A 19,949-nucleotide genomic window follows, 5' to 3' on the forward strand; every position below is an offset into this window, starting at 1 on the left:
GATGATCCTGACCCTGTTATGGTAACAAATCGGCAGCGCTACCGTGAAAAAGTCTCCCAGATGATTGGCTGGGGGCACTGGTTCGCCCTCTTTAATATCATCCTGGCTTTTATTCTGGGTAGCCGTTATCTGTTTGTCTCCGACTGGCCCTCCTCGCTGGCCGGACGTATCTATGCGTTCACCAGTTGGATCGGCCATTTCAGCTTTATTGTTTTTGCCGCTTATCTGCTGATCATTTTCCCGTTAACCTTCGTGGTGATGTCGCAGAGGCTGCTGCGCTTCCTTTCGGCGATTATCGCCACCGCAGGGCTGACGCTGATCCTGATCGACAGCGCGGTCTTTGACCGCTTCCACCTGCACCTGAATCCGGTAGTCTGGGAGCTGGTGGTTAACCCGGACCAGTCGGAAATGGCCCGCGACTGGCAGCTGATGTTTATCAGTTTGCCAGCCATTTTCCTGGTCGAGATGCTGTTTGCCACCTGGAGCTGGCAGAAGCTGCGCAGCCTCAACCGGCGCAGCTTCGGCAAACCTCTTGCGGTGCTGTTTATCGTGGCGTTCTTTACCAGCCATCTGCTGTATATCTGGGCTGACGCCAACTTCTATCGCCCGATAACCATGCAGCGTTCGAATCTGCCGCTCTCCTATCCGATGACCGCACGCCGCTTTCTTGAAAAGCATGGGCTTCTGGATGCGCAGGAGTACCAGCGGCGCCTGGTGGAACAGGGAAATCCTGAGGCGGTTTCCGTTGCCTATCCGCTGAATGACATTACCTTCAGCGACAAGGGCACGCGCAATAATTTACTGATTATCACCGTCGACGGCCTGAATGAGGCCACCCTGGCGAAGTCGCTGCCGCATCTGGCGCAGTTTGCCGGACAGAACGTCAGCTTTACCCAGCATTTCAGCGCCGGCAACAGCGCTGACAGCGGGCTGTTTGGCCTGTTTTACGGCATCTCGCCAGGCTATATGGACGGCGTGCTCTCTGCCCGCGTTCCCTCAGTGCTGATTGATTCACTGGGCAAGCAGGGTTACCAGTTTGGTCTGTTTGCCTCCGACGGCTTCGCTTCACCGCTCTATCGTCAGGCGCTGCTGGCGGACTATTCCCTGCCGCCTTCGCAGACGCAGAGCAACTCGCAGACCACCGCGCAGTGGCAGCGCTGGCTGGAAGGTCAGAGGTTACAAAGCTCACCCTGGTTCTCCTATCTCTCCCTGGGTGGAAACGATACGTCTGACGGCAGCACAAAAACCCTTACCCGCCGCTATAACCGTACCGCTGCCGACGTGGATAAGCAGATTCAGGACGTGCTGACCACGCTGCAGGAGAAAGGGCTGCTGGAGAAAACGGTGGTGGTGATCACCGCCGAACACGGCGTAGCGCTGGATGGTGACCACAGCATGGGTAACCGCGCGAATCTTCAGGTGCCGCTGATTGTTCACTGGCCGAATACGCCAGCTCAGCAGGTCAATAAGCTCACCGATCATCAGGACGTGATGACTACGCTAATGCAGCGGCTGCTGCACGTTAGCACCGCCCCGGCGGACTATTCGCAGGGCGAGGATCTTTTCGCAGCGCAGCGCAGGCACGACTGGGTTGCCAGCATCAACGAACGTCGGCTGGTGATTACTACGCCAACGGTGACGCTGGTGCTGGATAACAGCGGCAGCTATACCGCCTGGGACCAGCACGGCCGCCGTCTGAAGGATCACAAGCCGCAGCTGGGCCTGCTGCTTCAGGTGCTGACCGAAGAGAAGCGCTTCATCGCTAACTAACCGCGCCGCCGCGCCAAACGTCCGGCGACAGGGAGACCTGAATTGCCTGACCGCTGGCCGATTGGCGAATGACATTGTTTAAATTCATAGCAGTCAACACGTTAGCCTCTTGCAATCAACGCGGTTTTGCGTAGTATTAGCAGCCTGGTGTCGGCACGTAGCGCAGCCTGGTAGCGCACGGTCATGGGGTGTCCGGGGTCGGAGGTTCAAATCCTCTCGTGCCGACCAATTTCCCCAATGTTTTGTCCGGTGAAGTCCAGACAAGACTATAAAAATAGAAAATACAGTGGTTAAATCAATCCACTGTGTTTTCTATTGTCTGGCGACGTCCATAGTCTTACATTGAAATCCGCAATTTACAGGCATATCTCCAGGCATAGTCATACAATGACGTGTTCATCGATATGCCCAACTCTTTTCAGGACTCTGTGGAGAGCTACAGTGGCAAGACAGACCAGGCCTCTAACCAATACTGAGATCAAAAAACGCTAAGTGTTCGGAACGTGCCATCGTTCTCTATGAAGGAGAGGGGCTTGAGATCCAGATTAATCCAGCTGGCTCTAAACTTTAGCGCTTCCGTTGTAGTCCCTCCTGAATTTAGTCTTACCACTGAATGGTATTCATTCACTGCACCGCTTCGGCCAGTAACAGCTCCGCTAATTCCTCTGTACGGTCGAGCATCACAGCGTGTCCACAGGATAAGCTGTGAACTTTCCACGCTGGATCATTTTTCAGACGTTCGTAAGTCGAAACGAACCAGTTCCCGCCATTTTTTGCTGCAAACAGGAAAATACGTCTCGCCACAGCAACATTATCCACGCCACTCCTAACCCCCTGAATAAAGGTCGCCAGCGGCTGCGAGACACACAACGAATCCACCCAGTCAGCATCATGTTCATTAACATTGAATAATGCTGAGGAAATAGGCGGCAGCATGCCACCATTAGCTTTGGCCAGCTCAAGAAAAGCCAGCGTTATCTCCGGGTCCGTAATATCAATAAGGGACTGCCCATCTGTAGGCGCGTAAGCGTCGAGATAAAATAACGCACTGATCCTATCAGCAATTTCACCGGCAACACCGGTAATGACCATCCCGCCATAGGAATGTCCACACAAAATAGCTTCCCGGATATTCTCAAATTCAAACACATTGACGATATCCTGAATATGCGTGTCCAGATTGATCGCACGATCGGCCAGATGAGAGCGCTCCCCAAGTCCGGTTAATGTGGGAGTATAAACCTGATGCCCCGCCGCACGCAGCTTCTGAGCCAGACGCGAATAAACCCAACTCCCCTGATAAGCCCCATGGACCAGAACGAATGTTGCCATTTTTTATTACCTCTACTGGATTTCATAAATGCAGATGACGCCCACCTGCCAGGCTTTAATGCACGGTTGTGCTCTTCTGAGAAGCCGATGAAGCGACTCCGCCTTTTATGAGGATCAGGGCAATGCCAATGGTCTCCAGGCAGGCAGATACCACCTCACTTATTTGTGGGATTTCCTGCAGTAGTGGTATCGCCAGGATTAGCGTCACCACAGGGATCAAAGCGGGTAAGCTGGTTCCGGCAACCGGTCCCAGTAATTCTACTGAGCGGCTGAAGGCATACACGGCGATCGCGGTCACCATAACGCCCTGAAAAATACCCTGAATGACAATGTCAGAAAGCGCGACGTGCATAATCTGGGTGGGTAACGCCAGGATATAAACCGGCAAATACACGATTGCCGAGCCCACAGTAGTAAACGTTGTTGCATAGATTGCCGGGATGGCTTTTGAACGGACAAAAGCAGCATAGCCTGCCCACATAAATCCCGTAGCCAACAGCACCAGATAGCCGGGAGCAAATCCGCCTCCCGCCCAGGCGAACCCTAAAATCCCGGCTATTGCGATGGCGATTCCCAGCAACATCATCCGGGTCAGTTTCTGACCGTAAATCAGGCGGGAGATAAAAACCGAGGCAATGGCCATTACCCCAGGATTAAGCGCACCAGCAGCGGCAGCCGGCGCTGTTTTTACTGCCAGAGACAGCAACATAACAAAAGGAGCACCGAATAAAGCGATCATAATTAGCGTGTTAATCAGACCAGGCCAGTTAGCCCGAGTCCCGCGCCGAAACAGTACGGGAAGCAACAGGATGGCAGCCACACTGTACCGTAACGCAGTCAGGTCGTAAGCGGACAGACCGGAATTGACGCCGGAGCGGAGCATAATCAATGAGCTCGACCAGACAAGAATGGCTATGAAGGCCCAGAACATACCGGTAACACCACGGCGCGAAGAAAAAATCATTGGCTTTCCATCGATTGAAAAATAGGTTGTCGAAATGTTATGGTGCTTATACTGTTTAGAAAAACGAAATTAACTGCACCAATGAATCAGGAAAAATCAACCTCACACGTTCAGACACCCACCCGGACACTGAGCCTGGAAGCATTACGAACCTTCGTGGCGATTCGCGAAACGGGTTCATTCCGGCGTGCCGCGGCAAGGGTCAGCCTCTCCCCTTCGGCTGTCAGTCTGCAGATTGCTAAGCTTGAGGAGATGCTGGGACACAGGCTTCTTGAGCGGAACGCACGAAAGGTGACGCTGACAGTGCATGGCGATGTGTTGTTGCAACAGGCACAAAGCCTGCTGACACTTAATGAAGAAACGCTGGCAATGTTTTGCGGATCGTCACTGGAAGGGAGGCTGGTGCTGGCTGCACCTTATGATTTAGGCATGGTGTTTGTGCCCGAATTATTGCGACGAATGGCTGAGCGCTATCCGCGTATCTGCATTGATGTGCGCCTTGGTGTATCTTCGGCAATGCTGAAAGCTTTCTCTGCCGGGCAGAGTAACATCCTGTTTTTTAACGATAGTGACCCACCAGCCATCCCCTCCCTGAAGGTATGGTCAGAACCACTGGTCTGGCTTATGGCCCGTGGAGGCAGGGCACTTTTTTGCAATCCATTGCCGCTGGCTGTTGCTGCATCGGGCTGCGCCTGGCGTGAGGCTGCGCTGGGCGCATTAAACGCAGCGGGTCGGTCATACCGGATCGCTTACAGCAGTGATGCTCCCTCTGGACAGGCAGCGGCTTTGCGTGCAGATCTTGCTGTGGCAGCGTTACCGGTCTCTATGGAGGACAGTGAATTGATGCAGGTGCCACAAACTGCCGGATTACCTGAACTTCCCCAAAGCCATGTACGCGTAGCCTGCGACGAGGGAGAGTTAGCCGCAGCAGTTATTTCTATCGCCCAAGAGGTCGCCAGAGCGAAACCTGCGTTACAGTGACTGTTTCAGCTATTCCAATTGACATTATTGGTGATATCTTCGACGCTGAGCATAAGAAGAACTGACGACAACTCTTAGCATGGCGCTGATTAAAGACCCAATATCTGTAATTAACGCAACCAACTCGCTGGGCAAGAGTGCCGACTCTTTAAAGCAGCGGTTCGGCACATCAATGGTAGTAAGCCCCGTATCCCACAGCAGACGATCAGGCGCCCGCCCCAGCCTCACTACAAAATCGTAGCGAAAGTCTCAAACCTCTGCACTGAAACAAAAATGTCATACAAATAACATACGCTGTCGCTAAGATTTTAGGGCAAAACCAGCACCATCAACCCAGGTGACCCAAATGGCGATAAGAAAAGCTAAAAATTTCAAGGATGCAGATGAGATGTTACACGCCGGGATCAGTAAAGTAGAACTGGCGTATGATATTGATAGTGATGATTTTTTCAGGCTTGCCAGCCACTGGTGCGATCGGGGAGCTAAAATCTCCCGCGGCAACGACCATTTCGTGGTGTCCCTGAAAAACTTCGCTATTCCGTCTAACGAGTAATCCCCCCTTTTGCTATCGTGAATCTAACCTGCTTAAATTACGTTTTATAAAAATAAGCAGGTTAGGTACACGGTGTCCGGAAACATACAGCCCTTCTCCCCGCTACAGCCTTATGGCCACAGGTTGCGCCCGTTACCGCTTCCTGAGACCCAGGGCTTCCTTAACGATATCCAGTTTTCCTCCCCTTCCGGGCACCCCAGGATTTGTCTGGTCCAGGCGCGTTATGACCTCTCCTGCTTTCAAGAAAGTTTATTTTCCAGCTGCGATCTGCCCGCGCCTGAGCATTTAGCCAAAGCCGTAAAAAAGCGCCGGGGAGAATATCTCGCCAGCAGATTGCTGACGCGCCATGCGCTTTGCCGCCTGGGTGCCGCGCCGTTGGTGTTAGACAACGACGCCGATCGAGTGCCCGTCTGGCCTGAAGGGTTCTCAGGTTCGCTTTCGCACAGCAACCGGCGGGTTGCGCTGCTGCTGACAAACTCGGCAAGCGGCACGCTTACCGGGGTGGATTGCGAAAACATTCTGCAGCCGCAAACGGCCGTGGAAATAGAGGAGGCGATCGTCACCAGCAATGAGAAGGAAAGAATCGTTGGCAGCGGCCTGCCCTTAGCTGCCGCGCTGACCGTAGCTTTCTCAATAAAAGAGAGTCTCTACAAGGCCCTTTATCCTAAGCTTCGCCAGTATATGGACTTCAGCGCGGCTGAAATCGTTTACTGCTCGGCAGGCGCTGAAAAGATTCGCCTGCGCCTTACCGCTGCCTTTTCCCCGGAATTTCCAGCCGGCAGGGAATTCACCGGCTGGGCAGCGGTTAATGGGGAGGAGATTCTGAGCTGGGTTATCGACAGCCCGCCGGGAGAGTCGAAAGGTTAGCTGACAACATCGGTACGTTTAACGGCATCCAGCGTAGCCAGTTCCCGTTCAGCGCCGGTCAGTTCGCCAAGCTTGCCCTCACGCATCTCCAGCAGGCGATCCGCGTGGAGGAAATAGTGATCGTCATGGCTGATAGCAAAGATGGTTTTTCCCATCTCCTGGAGCCACGGCAGCAGCTCGCGGTAGAAGATTCGACGGAAGTGCGGGTCCTGATCGGCTGCCCACTCATCCAGCAGCAGAATATCGCGCTGTTCCGCCGTTGCCAGCAGCAGGGCAAGGCGTTTGCTCTGCCCTTTCGACAGCTTCAGGTTCAACACCTTGTTGCCCGCCAACTTGATTTTATCCTGCATTTTCAGGCGTTCCAGCCAGGCCTGCACGCAGGCCGGATCGGCCGGTTCGCCCTGGTTGTCGATCAGACGATCGAAGAGATGAACATCGGTAAAGACCGCCGAGAACAGGCTGCGATAGCTTTCCAGATTATCAGCATCGATCGCTTTGCCATCCAGCAGGATCTGCCCTGATACCGGCTGATAAAGCCCGGTAAGCAGCATCGCCAGCGTCGATTTTCCGCTGCCGTTCCCACCAATCAGAAACACCAGCTCCCCGCGCTTCAGGGTCATAGAGATCGGACCGACTTCAAACCAATGATCACCATAGTGGAACACCAGATCCCGCAGCTCCAGCGTCTTCCAGTTACTGGCGACAGGCGGCACGGTAAAATCAGGCTGATAGTCGGCCAGTTTGAACGTGTTCAGTTTATTGAAGGCTACCTGAGCCGTTAGCAGCGTAGGTAAAGCCCCCACGGCAGAGAGCAGCGGCGTGCGCAGAAACAGCAGCGTCAGCGAGTAGGTTGCGGCCACGGCGGTATTTGCCCAGCCGAGGCTGTTAGCCATAAAGAACACCAGGCCAATCGCGCCCAGCATCATAATGTTCGACCAGTTGACGGCGCTGAGATGGAAGGTGTCAGCTCGTACAATGTGGTGACGATAGTTACGGGCATCTTCCTGATACACCGTTTCGAAAATCAGCCTGGCGCGCTGACGATTCAAGGCCAGCTCTTTACGCCCTTCAATGATGGTCTGGTAATCCGCATAGAGGCTATCCTCTATATCACGCAGGCTGGCCATATGGCGGTATACCTTTGACACCAGCAGCCAGCCGCCAATGATGGTGATCGCAACCCAAACGGCGGTGACCAGCAGCATCTGTGGCGAGAGCCAGGCGAGGTAAGCCGCCGACCCCAGCGTCAGGATAATGCCCTGGATAAGCTCAGGCAGTCGAACAAAGGCGATGGTGATATTACGCACGTCGCTGGTCAGCCCCGCCAGCAGCTGCGCGCTGCCGATTTGCTCTATGCGCTCGACCTTAGTATCCAGGATGCGCTTGATAAATTCACCGCGCAGGCGGTAAACAAAATGGTGGCCCAGCAGGGTTAACGCCAGCTGTGAAGCCAGCGTGACGGCCATCAGCAGCAGCAGCAGGCCCAGAAATTCGGGTAGCACCAGCAGCGAGGCGTTCAGTGCGACAATCAGCTCCCGGTTGATAAAGGCGATCAGCCCTATTCCCAACGCCGCGCTGAGCAGGCTGAGAGCAATAACCAGAATAAAAGGCCAGCGATACTGCCGGTAAACAACGCGAAGCAACTCCATGACACCATCCAGATAACGATAAGGCAGTGTGCAGTTTAATGAGTAGCAGGACGATATCAATAATAATTCTCATCTGAGGCGAAAACCGCTAGCGAAAAGCGCGCCGGAAGGTCAGATTGAAGCGAAAAGCGCCGGTCAGCGGGTGAATGCCGGGCTTCAGCGGCAGAATACCGTGAAAACGCAGGCGTGACGGCCCGCCCCAGACCACCACATCACCATGTTCGAGCAGCACACGCTGCGCCGCATCGCCGCGCTCAAATCCGCCAAACTGAAATACCGCAGGCAGGCCAAGCGAAACCGAAACGATAGGCTGTTTCAGATCCTGCTCATCTTTATCCTGATGCAGCGTCAGTTTGGCGCCCGGCTCATAGCGGTTAATCAGACAGGCATCGGGGGTGAACTGAGGGAATCCCGCTTCGCCAGCGCACTGGCTGGCAAAACGACGAAAAAGGTCGGGCATTGCCGGCCAGCGGTGTCCCGTGGCGCTATCCCGCTCGCTGTACTGATAGCCTCGCGCGTCAGAGGACCAGCCAAAATCGCCGCAGTTGGTCATCGCCACCGACATACGATGACCACCGGGCGTGATCCGGTGATGAAATGGATTTTGGCTGGACACCTCTTCAACCAGCCGCATCAGGTTGCCGGCCTCTTCTCTGGCCCATCGCCGCAGGATTACCGCGCCGTCGGCCAGCGGTTCAGCCCACGGCGCCTCTTCACTAAACAAATCCAGCATCAGAGCTCCTCAGGGCGTTGTGCCCTGGTTTGACAAGATAAACGCTTTAAACTGCGGAGACATCCAGCTGCTGAAGCCGTTCCCCTGCTTCTCAATCAGGTAGACCGCCAGGTTTTCACGCAGCGCCAGCGCTTTGGCCTTCTCCGCCCCCAGCACCATCAGCCCGGTGTCCCAGCCGTCGGCTTCCAGCGCGGTGGTGGCGATCACCGTGGCGGAGACCAGCTTGTGCTGAATAGGCCGTCCGGTCGTCGGATCGATAACGTGTGACAGCCGCTGGCCGTCCAGCTCATAGTAGTTGCGGTAGCTGCCGGAGGTGCTGATGCCGTGCCCCTGGAGATCGACCACTGCCTGAACCGCATTTTCCCGGTCCGTCGGCTTCTGGATCGCCACTTTCCAGGGTTCGCCCTGGGCGTTTTTACCCCGGGTCAGCACCGCTCCGCCAACGGAGACAAGATAGCTGTTAATTCCCTCTTTCTCCATCAGCCTTGCCAGATGATCGGTGGCAAACCCCTCGCCCACTGTCGAGAGGTCGACATACAGACCTGGCAAATCTTTTTGCAGATAAGCCCCTTCAGCACGCTGGATCACCCGTAGATGCGACAGGCCGGTCAGCGCTCTTGCGGCGTCAATTTGCGCCTGGTCAGGGATCTTAACGGGCTGCTTATCTGGGCCGAATCCCCACAGATTGACCAGCGGCCCGACGGTGATATCCATGGCACCGCCGGTGGCTTTACCAATTCGCAGCGACCAGCTAACGATATCTGCCATATTATCGCTGACAGGCTGAGGATCAACGCCGCGATAGGCATTAAAGCGAGACAAAACGGAGTCTTTTTTCCAGGTCGAAAGCTCGCGATCGTCCTGATCAAGCTGCTGCTGCGCCGCCTTTTGCAGGCTCTCTTTCCGCTCAGACGCCACGCCAGCGAGACTAATTCGCCAGAATGTTCCCATTGTGCGTCCTTCCAGAATCATCGCCGAATTGCCCCGACTCTGGTTATGATCGTCACAGCCAGAAAGCAACATAAATGCTGCCATGCCAGTACAATACAGCCAATTCCTCTTCATTTTACCGACGTCACCTGTAGTTAATATTGGACCGAAATTTGACTTAATGCGCTGTTATCTCCGGAGAAACCGACTTGATCTTACCAGTAAGGGTAAGCAGGATAGTACCCGAACGCACGCCTTAAACGGCTGCCAATGTATGGATTTGAAGGAGATTCCGCATGATCTATTTCGTACTCCTTGCCGTAAGCCTGGCGCTGATTATCTTTTCAGGCATCAAGCATTACAAGCAGACGAACACCAAACAGCTCAATCGTCCACGTCACCGTCAGCAGGTGCGTGAATAATTAACAGGCATTGGGCAACAGGAACGAGCAGGAAGGAACAGCGATAAACAAGGGAGCGCAGAGGCCTGCGCTCCCCAAAGGCTTAGAACTGGTAAACCAGACCCAGCGCTACGACGTCATCGGTATTGATACCGGCTGCGTCGGTGAAGTTGTTGTCATCCAACAGGTTGATTTGGTAGTCAACGTAGGTAGACATGTTTTTGTTGAAGTAGTAAGTCGCGCCGACATCAACATATTTTTTCAGGTTCTGAGAACCGTAACCCTCGATGTCGCTGCCGCGTGAGCTGACAAACGCCAGGGAAGGACGCAGACCAAAGTCAAACTGGTACTGTGCAACCACTTCCCAGTTGTCCGCGGTGTTGGCATAACCGTAAGCGCTTGCATCGCTGGAACCAAAGCGAGTCGCGTTCAGTGAGCGGGTGTACATCGCGGCCAGATAGATGTTATTCGCATCATATTTCAGACCACCGGTGTAGGCCGTTGCTTTGTCGCCACGCCCCAGGATGCCAGAAGTTCCTGCCGTGCCGCCGTTCTGCTCAGTAGTACGGTCAGAGCTGAACATTGCGGCACCGATGCCGAAGCCTTCACCCAGATCGTAAGTGGTGGACAGGCCATAGCCGTCACCATTCTGGCCAAGAACGTCACGGCCATTAGCGGATTCGGTCGCGCTGCTGTTTTTGCCCTGATACTGGATGGCAAAGTTCCAGCCGTCGACCAGACCAAAGAAGTTGTTGTTACGGTAGGTCGCCAGGCCGTTTGAACGCTGGAACATGAAGTTGTCAGCGCCGTAGGTATCGCCACCGAACTCTGGCAGCACGTCAGTCCATGCGCCGATGTCGTAAGCAACGCCGTAGTTACGACCATAGTCGAAGGAACCGGCATCGCCGAACTTCACACCCGCAAAGCCAACACGGGTAAAGCTGTTAGCCGTACCTTCTGACTCAGCGTTGTTCAGCGCTGCCTGATACTCCCACTGGCCGTAGCCGGTCAGCTGGTCGCTGATCTGGGTTTCACCTTTAAAACCGAAGCGAACATATGACTGATCGCCATCTGCACTGCTGTCGTCGGAGAAATAGTGCAGGCCGTCTACTTTACCGAAAAGGTCAAGTTTATTACCGTCTTTATTGTAAATTTCTGCCGCACCCGCTGAACCGGCGATCAGCATCGCTGGGACCATCAGGGAAAGAACTCGAAGTTTCATTTTTATACCCTCTAGTTATGTGCCTTATTTGCCACTGCTTGCTGAACGTCGAATTTTCAGCCGGCAACCTCATACTAGTGCGACAGCCGTAATAATCTATAAAGAAAATGATACTAAATTTCCGAATATGTTTCAAATTGCAAAGTATATATTACAAAATGTAAATTAAGGGGAACTTTCAAGCAGCACATATCGATAAAAAATATAGCATCAATTGCTAAAAAATTACCATATCCTTATTTTTCATAAATTTATGTAAAGCTACGTTGCTGAGCACTGAATGATAAAAAAAACCGGTCATCAAGTTATACAATGATTCCGCTATCATCATTTTATTTCAAAATTACCTTCATTCACCCCGAATGAGTTGTTTTACCCTATTTCCCGCCGAACCTTGTGTTCGGCTTTTTTTTATTCTGTTTTGTCGTCACATCGTCAATTTAAGTAAAGATATTTGTCTCGCCATATTAACCCTGCCTGACCAGCCCATTCCCCTTGCAATACAGCACAAATAATCAAAAAAAGCACGGCAAAATAAAATGTTAATTATTTTTCGAAATTATCCGCCATCACCGGTTCAGCGGCATTCTTTTTTTAGCGCTCACACAGAGATTCTTTAACTTTATTCAGCAGCTTAATAAGATTATCCATCAACAATTTCGATCCGTTTGAATCCCTGCATTGGCACCCATTCCCGGCTTTACCAGATTGTTCCAGCCCGCTTTGCTGGTCGACTGGCCTGTTGGCTTCGGATCCCAATCCGCATCCCCCTGAGTGTTGCCGTCATCTTGTCGTCTGAAACGCCATATCGGCCAGACGTGGCGATCCAGAAGTGCCAGAAACGTCATCTTCGCATTACGCCAATAATTTGAGTTAGCGCGATACGGACCACCAGACAGGTATCCGCTGTCTGTAAACCTCCTTTTAGGCGATAAATCTGATTCACACGGCTATTTATTCAGGTTATTAATCCGTACCCCTACCTCGTACGTGGCTTGCCACGCGGGTAGCCTCCCCTCTTTACAGGGGATGAATCTTCTTTACCGTGGCTATTTGTGGTAAAAAGTAGCGCTAATTGCAGCAGATTTTTAATGGATATGATGACGACATTGGATGCTCAACCAGCAAGGGCCAGCACGATCGCAACGCAGCACGCTACGCGGGCAATCTTCTTAATTGCTGGGATTGGTATGGCCGCCTGGGCACCGCTGGTGCCTTACGCGAAAGATCGTGCGCACCTGAGCGACGGCGCGTTGGGGACGCTACTGCTGTTCCTGGGGCTGGGTTCGCTGGTCGCAATGCCATTAACCGGTATGCTGGTGGGGCGTTTTGGCTGTAAGCGCGTGATGGCCCTCGGCAGCGTCTTCATTCTCGTTTCGCTACCGCTGCTGGCTACGCTCTCCACTCCCTTTGCGCTGGGTGCGACGCTGATGGTATTCGGCGCGTCAATTGGTCTTGTCGACGTCGCCATGAATATTCAGGCGGTAGAAGTTGAAAAAGCGTCCGGCAAGGCAATGATGTCCGGCTTTCATGGCTTTTTCAGCGTCGGCGGCATCGCCGGCGCCGGCGCCGTCAGCATGGGCCTGGCGCTGGGCCTCTCTCCGCTGCTGGCGGTAGGCGTGGTCGCTCTGACCATCGTCGTCCTCTGGCTCTTCAGCCAGCGCCACTTGCTGAATGAGCGCCTCCATCAGGATGATGCCCCGCTGTTTGTGATGCCGAGGGGCTGGGTGCTGTTTCTCGGCGTGCTGTGCTTTATTCTGTTTCTGACTGAGGGGGCCGTGCTGGACTGGGGAGCGCTGTTCCTTGCCCAGACGCGTGAACTGCCCCATTCTCAGGCAGGACTGGGTTACGCATTGTTTTCCGTTGCGATGACGGTTGGCAGGCTGACCGGCGATCGAATCGTCAACTACTTTGGCCGCTTCCTGACGCTTTTTTGCGGCACGTTGTGCGCATCGCTTGGAATTTTGCTGGCGGTATTTGTTCCCAGCACCCTTGCCGCGCTGGCCGGATTTTTGCTGGTCGGCTTTGGCAGCTCAAATGCGGTTCCCATTATGTTCAGCGCCGCCGGTAATCAGAAAACCATGCCGGTCAACCTGGCGATTTCTTCCATGACAACCATTGGTTATGCAGGTATTCTGGCTGGTCCTGCACTGATCGGATTTATCTCACAGTGGTACAGCCTGGCGACGACGTTTAGCGCCATTGCCGTATTGCTGCTAGCCGTGGCCGCAAGTGCCAGGCGGATAACACGTTAACTGGGGTATTACGCTACGCTATGTTGCCATATAAATTTCCTCTGACATCAGGTAACGTCACGCGATTTTTTGTGATGTTTATCCTGGTGCTGCTGCTGGCGTCCGGATTTATGATCCACAACGCGGTCAATGCCTGGTTGACCGACAAGCGCTATGCGATGGTGGATATTGCGCATACGATGCAAAAACGGATTGATACCTATCGCTTTGCGACCTGGCAGATTTATGAAAACCTGGCTGCCAATGCCGCCGGGACCCCACCTAATAGCCTGCAGGAGACCCGCCTGCGCCCGGACGTCTATTATCTTGAAAAAACGCGGCGTAAAACCGAATCTTTAATCTTCGGATCGCACGACAGCAGCACGCTGGATATGACGCTGCGCATGTCCAACTATCTCGATACGCTTTGGGGGGCGGAAAACAGCACCTGGTCGATGTACTTTCTGAACGGTCAGGATAACAGCCTGATTCTGGTCTCTACCCTGCCGCTGAAAGATATGGCGACCCGCTATAAAGAGAGTGCCATCAGCAATATTGTCGACGCCCGCCGCGCCGAAATGCTGCAGCAGGCCAACGCCCTTGATGAACGTGAAAGCTTCTCGCCTCTGCGTCGCTTCACCTGGCAGAACGATCACTATTTTACCGTGCGAACGACCTTTAACCAGCCGGGGCATCTGGCTACCGTGGTGGCTTTCGATCTGCCGATTAACGATCTGATCCCGCAGAATATGCCGCTGGAGTACTTCCAGCTCAGGCAGGATGCAAACGGCACGCCGGGCAGCAGCGATCCGGAAGATCAGGCCAGCAGCACCAGCGTGACGCTGGCTAATCCGAATATAAACATTGCCGCCTCGCTAACCAGCACCCCGCTACAACTGGTTTATCAGGTGCCGGTGGTCGGGCTGATTGTTGATACGCTTCGCAATCTGATGTGGCCGCTGCTGGCGAACCTCGCGCTGCTGCTACTCTCTCTGGCCGGTCTGTTCCTGCTGCGCCAGCAGTCGCTGCGTCCGAGCGAAAACCAAAGCGCCGAGCTGGATTCACTCAGAGTGCTTAACGATGAAATTGTCAGCAGCCTGCCGGTTGGCCTGCTGGTTTACGACTTTGCCAATAACCGTACTATCATCAGCAACAAGATTGCCGAACATCTTCTGCCGCATCTTAATCTGCAGAAGATCATCAATATGTCGGATCAGCATCAGGGCGTACTGCAAGCCACCGTCAATAACGAAGTGTATGAAATTCGTCACGCGCGCAGCGTCCTCTCTCCCGGCACGCAGATCTTTATGATGCGCGACCAGGATCGTGAGCTGCTGGTGAACAAGAAGCTGCAAAAAGCTCAGCAGGTATTGGATAAGAGCCATCAGACGCGCCAGCAGCTGCTTCACAACCTGGGGCATGCGCTGAACCGTCCGCTGGATAACGTTATTGCGCGCCTTCAGGCAATTGGCGAAACGCACCCGGCTGAAGATATCAGCGAGATACTGACAGAGTCACAGGCGCTGAGCCGACTGGTTGACGATATCGTGCTGCTGAACCGCCTTGAAACCCATGACTGGGCGCCAGATGCAGGCTCCTTTACGCTGCAAAGCGTGCTCGACGATCTGGTGATGGAAGCGCTCCCTTCGCTACGCCGCAAGGGGCTGAAGCTGGTAGTCAGCAACCGTCTGAACAGCGATGAGAGCCGCTACGGCGACCGCCGGGCGATCTATAAAATTTTGACCACGCTGCTGCACTACTCCATCACCAGCACCAGTTGGGGGAGGATCAGCGTTGAAGCCTCTCATCCGGCCGATCGTCCGGATCTCCTGTTTATTGAGATTGTTGATACCGGCGCGGGATTGCTGGTTGATGAGATGGGCAATACCGACTTCCCGTTCCTTGGCGAAACCAGCCAGGATCGCTTTGGTCAGGCCTCCGGGCTGGCGTTTTTCCTTTGCAAACAGCTGTGTAAACAGCTCGGCGGGCAGTTGGACATTGTCTCACGACCGGATATCGGTACCCGCTACAGCATTCAGATTCATGCTCCGCAGGAGCAGCAGCACGTTCAGGAAGAGAAGCTGCTGGAAGGCCTGACCACGCTGATAGATATCACCGTGGATGAGGTAAGAAAAATAGTGGTTCATCAACTGGAGAATTGGGGAGCAAGCTGTATGACCCCTGATGAACGCTTTTCGGGCCAGGATCATGATGTTCTGGTGACTGACGACCCGGTGCGCTTAAGACCATGGTCGTTACTGCTTACGGATGATGAAACGGGATTCAGCGCGCTGTCCCACGATCGTTACAGGGTCAACTTCAACATCAGCAGCGCGATGCAGGATGCGTTGATGCAGCTGATTGAACAACAGCTGGCCCAGGATGAATCGGCAGAAGAGCCAGAGGAAGATCAGGATAGTGCACAGCTTTTTGCCCCTGGCTACTTCCAGCTCTTTGTTGATACAGTACCAGATGATGTAAAGAGATTGTATAATGAGGCTGCGGAAGGGGATATGAGTTCTCTTGCTCAGACTGCACATCGCCTGAAAGGCGTGTTTGCCATGCTCAACCTGACGCCAGGCAAGCAGCTTTGTGAAACGTTAGAACAACACATTACTGAGTGTGACGATTCAAACATCAAAAATACCACCGGTGAAATTGACCACTACGTCAATAAACTGCTGCTGCAAGGTAACCAATAAAATGAACAACTTGAACGTAATTATTGCCGATGACCATCCGATTGTCCTGTTCGGTATTCGTAAGTCTCTCGAACAGATCGAATGGGTCAACGTAGTGGGTGAGTTCGAAGATTCCACAGCACTGATCAACAGCCTGTCAAAACTGGATGCGAACGTCTTGATCACCGACCTGTCAATGCCGGGCGAAAAGTATGGCGACGGCATTACGCTGATTAAGTACATTAAGCGCCACTATCCAGATTTGTCGATTATCGTTCTGACCATGAACAACAACCCGGCCATTCTGAGCGCGGTGCTGGATCTGGATATCGAAGGGATTGTGCTGAAACAGGGCGCGCCTACCGATCTGCCAAAAGCGCTGGCTGCCCTGCAGAAAGGCAAAAAGTATACGCCGGACAGCGTAGCAAAACTGCTGGAGAAAATCAGTGCGGGTGGCTACGGCGACAAGCGCCTTTCGCCAAAAGAGAGCGAAGTTCTGCGCCTGTTTGCCGAAGGTTTCCTGGTCACCGAAATTGCCAAGAAGCTTAACCGCAGCATCAAAACCATCAGCAGCCAGAAGAAATCAGCGATGATGAAGCTGGGCGTGGAGAACGATATCGCTCTGCTGAACTATCTCTCTTCGGTCAGCAGTATGCCGGTCGAAAAAGATTAAGCAACATTCAGACAGCTAAAGGCGGAACCCTGTTCCGCCTTTTTTATTGCCGCGCGCTATTCCCTGCCCTTCCTGACCCGCTCAGCATAGAATGCCAGCGCCTGCTGTAGCGTATCCATCGTCACCGGTTTCGACAGACAATTATCCATACCCGATTCCATACAGCGCTGTTTCTCTTCCGCCAGCGCGTTGGCGGTTACGCCGACCACCGGGAACGTCAGCCCAAGCTGGCGCAGACGCTGCGTAAGGCGATAGCCATCCATATTCGGCATGTTCACGTCGGTCAGCACAATATCGATGTCACTGCGGCTCAGCACGTTCAGCGCATCAACGCCATCCTGCGCCGTCTTCACCCTGTAGCCGAGGGATCCCAGCTGATCGGACAGCAGCATACGGTTGATCGGGTGATCGTCCACCACGAGGATCAGGATATCCTCGTTGCTTGCGCGGTTCTCGTCGGTTTCAGGTACGCCGGTCAGCGCATCCGGCATCTCCACCTCGACGCGATAAATCCGCCCCAGTAACGCAGGCAGCTCATGCGGCGTGGTAGTGCCGTAAACCCAGCGGCCTGATGCCAACTCCTGTGGGCCGCCGTTATGGCTCCCATCGAAGCGGATTGCCGCCCGCAGCGCATGTTGGGGCTGATAATCATAATCCGTTACCACAACATCATCAGGGCCGCAGCATCCTTCCTGGAAACGCTGCACGCTAATCCCGTGCTCCTGAAGGAGTTTCTCCAGGAAACTGGCCAGCCCGTCATTTCGCAGCTCCAGCCAGCAGCGTTTGTCCTGTAATCCCTCGTGCAGGACCGGCGCCATCACCTGGCTGTTGTACAGCGGAATACGCACCACAAACTGGCTGCCCATTCCCGGCTCGGAATCGACCTCAATATCGCCATCCATCATATTGATCAGCTTTTCACAGATAGCCAGCCCGAGTCCCGTGCCCTGGAAATTACGCTGCACGCCCGAACCCACCTGGAAGAAAGGATCGAACAGGCGGGTAATTTCCTTCGCCGGAATGCCCACGCCGGTATCGCGCACCCTGAAAGCCAGATAGCCATCTTTGACAAAAACATGCAGGATAATGCCGCCGGTATGGGTAAATTTGATGGCGTTATTTAGCAGGTTAGAGATGACCTGCTGAAGGCGTAGCGGATCGCCGTCCAGCGTCACCGGGACGTCGCTGTCAATAAAGCACCAGAGCGTCAGCCGTTTCTTCACCACCATCGCCAGATAGTTGGAGGAAATATGCGCGATCACCTCGCGCGGAGAAAATTCCCTTGGCTCGATGCGCAGCTGCTCTGATTCGATTTTTGAGAAATCAAGAATATCGCTGATGATCTTCAGCAGCAGGCTGGAGGAGTTATTCATTGCCGTCACCAGCGACTCCACGCCCTGCGGTAAGGATTTGGTTTGCAGCAGGTCAAGGTTGCCGATGATGCCGTACAGCGGCGTGCGCAGTTCGTGGCTGACGGTAGCGAGGAACATCGACTTCGACTGGCTGGCCTGTTCGGCGGCGTGAGCCATTTCCTGGAGCGACTCCTCCATCTTCACGCGGGCGCTGACATCCACCAGAACACAGATCGCCACGTTCTCATTACGGTAACGCGAATGGACAAAGCTGATTTGCAGGTTGGTGTTGCTGCCGGTCAGCACGTCGACAAAATTCACCTGCTGGCCGCAGATAATTTCCGTCAGCCTCTGCCGGTCCTCCTGCGTCAGCATCGTCAGATAATTGTGCGCCAGCTCATTACTGAGAATGTTAGTACCGTCGCTGGTGCGCAGAATGCAAATGCCCACCGGCGCAGAAGCGACGATTTTACGGTTAAACTGTTCGTGCTCTTCGAGGCGATGAGCGTTGTCCTCCGCAGGCAAAAACATGCGGCGCTCGAATAGCCAGGCCAGGGTAAAGAGGATTATCGCACTGATCGTGTTCAGCAGAATGGCATTGATGATCAGTACCTTGAGCTTGGCAATCAGCTCGCCCGTGGCAACCGAATAGACCACGCTAAGACCGGAAGGCATCAACGTTTTCTTTAGCACCAGCTGTTTGTAGCCGTTCATATAGCCAAACCAGCTGTTTTCGTCCGGCAGGTCATCCAGCGAAATTCCCCCGCTGCCACGGGAAGAGGACATCAGCCGCTGGTTATTGGCATCAATAATCGTAGTGGTCACCGGGTAACTGCCCGGCGTGACGAAATCGTCCATGCGAATGGTTTGCTCTATTCCCAGCAGTGCCGCCATTTTATTAGCGACATAGATCGGCGTAATCAGGTAGTAGTAGCCAACGCCCTGCTGGGCTGAAGGAGAGACCCAAACGATGCTGCTTTTGCGCTCTTCATCGTTGCCGTTACGGTATTTGAGGATCCGCTCGTGCAGGGATTTCAGCGCCCGCTCGCGGTTAGCCGAAGCATTCCCCACGCCGAAGTCCGCCAGGCACAGGCTTTCTCCGCCGACGAAGAAAACGCGGTTCAGCTCGTAGGCAGAAGCAAAGTTCTCTTTCCAGTAGTGCAGAAAATAGCTCAGCGACTCCAGCGAGTTACGCCAGGCATTACTCATTGAGCTACAGTCTGAATCGGAATAGAGAGGATAGAACTGCGGCAGCGTGGTTTTACCGGGAAACACCCCGTTCAGCACGTCAAGGCCGTTAGCCGAGGCGTTGAGCCGGTTTTCCGCAATATATTTCAATTCGCGGGTAACGTCCGCGGAGTGGCGAACATACCACTGAGCCTGCTCAAAGTTAGCGCCAAGTTCCTGGCGTACCTGAGATTCCTTCTCGTGCAGCACGTTAATAATATAAAACGTCGTCAGCAACGCTCCTAATGACCACAGCATAAGCGCCAGCGCCCTGAACAGATAGCGGGAGATCCTTAGCGTGGTTCTGAACGAGACAAGATATTTCAAGCGAAACCTATAGTGGCGACGGGACAGAGTGATAAATTTTATCCCGCTACAGT

Annotated in this window: 15 protein-coding genes and 1 tRNA gene; 9 read left to right on the forward strand and 7 right to left on the reverse strand. The window is 53.8% G+C overall.

Translation table 11 applies throughout. The features are described from left to right. Window positions 1–18 precede the first annotated feature (18 nt). Complete coding sequence (gene yejM / locus NG99_RS15420) at window positions 19–1,770, forward strand: LPS biosynthesis-modulating metalloenzyme YejM (RefSeq protein ID WP_034894766.1); 1,752 nt, start codon at window positions 19–21, stop codon at window positions 1,768–1,770. Window positions 1,771–1,921: 151 nt separating this feature from the next. Next, a tRNA-Pro gene (locus tag NG99_RS15425) sits at window positions 1,922–1,998 on the forward strand. Window positions 1,999–2,394: 396 nt separating this feature from the next. On the opposite strand, the gene NG99_RS15430 is transcribed toward NG99_RS15425, so the two are convergent. Together NG99_RS15430 and NG99_RS15435 are read right to left on the reverse strand one after the other, a co-directional pair. After that, entirely contained in the window at window positions 2,395–3,102 is a 708-nt protein-coding gene (locus tag NG99_RS15430; protein WP_034894770.1) for an alpha/beta fold hydrolase, read from the reverse strand. 55 nt (window positions 3,103–3,157) lie between these two features. Continuing rightward, window positions 3,158–4,066, reverse strand: coding sequence for a DMT family transporter (locus NG99_RS15435; protein WP_052130739.1), 909 nt, complete (start codon window positions 4,064–4,066; stop codon window positions 3,158–3,160). A gap of 39 nt (window positions 4,067–4,105) precedes the next feature. Between NG99_RS15435 and NG99_RS15440 the strand changes: the two genes are divergently transcribed. From NG99_RS15440 to NG99_RS15450, 3 genes are all read left to right on the forward strand, one after another. Beyond that, window positions 4,106–5,047, forward strand: a complete 942-nt coding sequence (locus tag NG99_RS15440; RefSeq protein ID WP_198138794.1) for a LysR family transcriptional regulator — start codon at window positions 4,106–4,108, stop codon at window positions 5,045–5,047. A gap of 346 nt (window positions 5,048–5,393) precedes the next feature. Continuing rightward, a complete protein-coding gene (locus tag NG99_RS15445; protein WP_034894773.1) occupies window positions 5,394–5,600 on the forward strand; it encodes a hypothetical protein in 207 nt (68 codons plus the stop codon). A 72-nt stretch (window positions 5,601–5,672) separates the two neighbouring features. Continuing rightward, on the forward strand, window positions 5,673–6,467 hold the full coding sequence (locus NG99_RS15450) for a 4'-phosphopantetheinyl transferase family protein (RefSeq protein ID WP_198138795.1): 795 nt from the start codon (window positions 5,673–5,675) through the stop codon (window positions 6,465–6,467). On the opposite strand, the gene NG99_RS15455 is transcribed toward NG99_RS15450, so the two are convergent. The 3 genes from NG99_RS15455 to apbE form a co-directional block, all read right to left on the reverse strand. Beyond that, window positions 6,464–8,116 (reverse strand): multidrug ABC transporter permease/ATP-binding protein, encoded by a 1,653-nt coding sequence (locus tag NG99_RS15455; RefSeq protein WP_034894778.1) that lies wholly within the window; start codon window positions 8,114–8,116, stop codon window positions 6,464–6,466. The two genes, NG99_RS15450 and NG99_RS15455, sit on opposite strands and share 4 nt — an antisense overlap. A gap of 88 nt (window positions 8,117–8,204) precedes the next feature. Continuing rightward, the gene (gene alkB / locus NG99_RS15460; RefSeq protein WP_034894782.1) at window positions 8,205–8,849 is read right to left on the reverse strand and encodes a DNA oxidative demethylase AlkB; all 645 of its coding nucleotides are present in this window, start codon (window positions 8,847–8,849) and stop codon (window positions 8,205–8,207) included. A 9-nt stretch (window positions 8,850–8,858) separates the two neighbouring features. Then, window positions 8,859–9,914, reverse strand: coding sequence for an FAD:protein FMN transferase ApbE (gene apbE, locus NG99_RS15465; RefSeq protein ID WP_034894786.1), 1,056 nt, complete (start codon window positions 9,912–9,914; stop codon window positions 8,859–8,861). Window positions 9,915–10,075: 161 nt separating this feature from the next. Here apbE and NG99_RS30230 point away from each other — a divergent pair, with 161 nt between their 5' ends. Next, a complete protein-coding gene (locus NG99_RS30230; RefSeq protein WP_269745687.1) occupies window positions 10,076–10,201 on the forward strand; it encodes a hypothetical protein in 126 nt (41 codons plus the stop codon). Window positions 10,202–10,283: 82 nt separating this feature from the next. Here NG99_RS30230 and ompC read toward each other — a convergent pair whose 3' ends face one another. Further along, entirely contained in the window at window positions 10,284–11,402 is a 1,119-nt protein-coding gene (gene ompC / locus NG99_RS15470; RefSeq protein ID WP_034894788.1) for a porin OmpC, read from the reverse strand. 1,100 nt (window positions 11,403–12,502) lie between these two features. Between ompC and NG99_RS15475 the strand changes: the two genes are divergently transcribed. Genes NG99_RS15475 through rcsB form a run of 3 tightly spaced genes read left to right on the forward strand, consistent with a single transcriptional unit; the run spans window position 12,503 to window position 16,990 of the window. Beyond that, window positions 12,503–13,657: an MFS transporter gene (locus tag NG99_RS15475; protein ID WP_034895079.1), complete on the forward strand. Its 1,155-nt coding sequence runs from the start codon at window positions 12,503–12,505 to the stop codon at window positions 13,655–13,657. Between the two features lie 20 nt (window positions 13,658–13,677). Next, window positions 13,678–16,338 (forward strand): phosphotransferase RcsD, encoded by a 2,661-nt coding sequence (gene rcsD / locus NG99_RS15480; protein ID WP_034894791.1) that lies wholly within the window; start codon window positions 13,678–13,680, stop codon window positions 16,336–16,338. Between the two features lies 1 nt (window position 16,339). Then, window positions 16,340–16,990, forward strand: a complete 651-nt coding sequence (rcsB, locus tag NG99_RS15485) for a response regulator transcription factor RcsB (RefSeq protein ID WP_034894794.1) — start codon at window positions 16,340–16,342, stop codon at window positions 16,988–16,990. Between the two features lie 56 nt (window positions 16,991–17,046). On the opposite strand, the gene rcsC is transcribed toward rcsB, so the two are convergent. Further along, complete coding sequence (gene rcsC, locus NG99_RS15490; protein ID WP_034894797.1) at window positions 17,047–19,896, reverse strand: two-component system sensor histidine kinase RcsC; 2,850 nt, start codon at window positions 19,894–19,896, stop codon at window positions 17,047–17,049. Window positions 19,897–19,949 lie beyond the last annotated feature (53 nt).

Source organism: Erwinia typographi, assembly GCF_000773975.1.
GTDB classification, from domain to species: Bacteria; Pseudomonadota; Gammaproteobacteria; order Enterobacterales; family Enterobacteriaceae; genus Erwinia; species Erwinia typographi.

Coding starts and splice junctions, on each gene's coding strand:
- yejM (WP_034894766.1), top strand. CDS start 19: ATGGTAACAAATCGGCAGCGCTACCGTGAAAAAGTCTCCCAGATGATT.
- NG99_RS15430 (WP_034894770.1), bottom strand. CDS start 3,102: ATGGCAACATTCGTTCTGGTCCATGGGGCTTATCAGGGGAGTTGGGTT.
- NG99_RS15435 (WP_052130739.1), bottom strand. CDS start 4,066: ATGATTTTTTCTTCGCGCCGTGGTGTTACCGGTATGTTCTGGGCCTTC.
- NG99_RS15440 (WP_198138794.1), top strand. CDS start 4,106: ATGGTGCTTATACTGTTTAGAAAAACGAAATTAACTGCACCAATGAAT.
- NG99_RS15445 (WP_034894773.1), top strand. CDS start 5,394: ATGGCGATAAGAAAAGCTAAAAATTTCAAGGATGCAGATGAGATGTTA.
- NG99_RS15455 (WP_034894778.1), bottom strand. CDS start 8,116: ATGGAGTTGCTTCGCGTTGTTTACCGGCAGTATCGCTGGCCTTTTATT.
- alkB (WP_034894782.1), bottom strand. CDS start 8,849: ATGCTGGATTTGTTTAGTGAAGAGGCGCCGTGGGCTGAACCGCTGGCC.
- apbE (WP_034894786.1), bottom strand. CDS start 9,914: ATGAAGAGGAATTGGCTGTATTGTACTGGCATGGCAGCATTTATGTTG.
- NG99_RS30230 (WP_269745687.1), top strand. CDS start 10,076: ATGATCTATTTCGTACTCCTTGCCGTAAGCCTGGCGCTGATTATCTTT.
- ompC (WP_034894788.1), bottom strand. CDS start 11,402: ATGAAACTTCGAGTTCTTTCCCTGATGGTCCCAGCGATGCTGATCGCC.
- NG99_RS15475 (WP_034895079.1), top strand. CDS start 12,503: ATGACGACATTGGATGCTCAACCAGCAAGGGCCAGCACGATCGCAACG.
- rcsD (WP_034894791.1), top strand. CDS start 13,678: ATGTTGCCATATAAATTTCCTCTGACATCAGGTAACGTCACGCGATTT.
- rcsB (WP_034894794.1), top strand. CDS start 16,340: ATGAACAACTTGAACGTAATTATTGCCGATGACCATCCGATTGTCCTG.